At 75.2% G+C, this 936-nt stretch carries 1 pseudogene; it reads right to left on the bottom strand.

What is annotated here, in order from left to right:
• Nucleotides 1-163: 163 nt before the first annotated feature.
• Nucleotides 164-936 (bottom strand): annotated as a pseudogene (locus G5C65_RS37735) (serine/threonine protein kinase); the annotation flags it as partial.

Here is a 936-nt window from a genome sequence, read left to right as displayed (position 1 = left end):
GGACCGGGCTGCGGCGGCACGCCGCCGGGCGGTGGCGCCGGTTCCGGCGGGCGCAGCCCGTAGCTCGTCGGCTCGTCCAACCGGCGCTCCCCCTCGTTCGTCATGGCCCCACCAATACCCCGTGCGGCAGGCTCGTTTCCAGTACGTTCACGGACCTGTGACGTCACCGGGGACGGGTACGGACGAAGGTGCGCAGGGCCGTGTCGAAATGCCCCTTGCCCTCCGAAACCTCCGGCAGCGGAGAGGACACCCACACGTCGTACATCTTTCCGGCCTCGTCCCAGCTCTGATCGTACGTGTGCCGGGGACCGCCGTCGCCGGGCCCTCCGTCCCAGGTGAACTCCCAGCGCGCACCGGGGAACCCGCGGTGCTGGCGCGCACCGACCTTACCGTCCCGGTACCCCGGATAGTGGTCGGGCGCCTCCCTGTGGTCCTTCCGCATCACCCCGAGGGCACCGCCGGGCTCCTGGTCCTGGATGAGGACACCGATCCGGAACCGCTTGCCCTCGGAGTAGTAGAAGACCCGGGGCGGCTCCAGGGAGCGGGTGAAACCCTTCGGCACGGCCATCCGGAACCCCAGCGGATCGTCCACCGTCCGGTACCCGTCGGGCGCCGGGGGCAGCGACCGGCCGGAGGACCCCCGGGAGCTGCCGGAGCCGGTCGGGCCGCCCGAGCCGTCGCTGTCGGCCGCGGACGTCCTCAGGCCGCCGCTCGGGCGCTCGGCGCCCTCCGCCAGGGACGGCCCGGCGCCGCCCGCGCCGTCCCGGGACTCCGGCGGGTTGAGCAGCAGCACGGCCGCCACAGCGCCGCCTCCGGCGAGCGCGGCAAGCAGCCCGCCGCTCACGAGGGCCAGCCTGCGCCGTGGCCGCGCGCCGGAACGCGCCGGCAGCAGCGAGGTGACCCCCGCGCCGGACGACGGGGAGGGCGGCGGGGAGG

Source organism: Streptomyces boncukensis, from assembly GCF_011045075.1.
Taxonomy (GTDB): domain Bacteria; phylum Actinomycetota; class Actinomycetes; order Streptomycetales; family Streptomycetaceae; genus Streptomyces; species Streptomyces boncukensis.
Note: the sequence above shows the minus strand (reverse complement) of the source record. Positions and strands in the feature narration are given on the sequence as shown.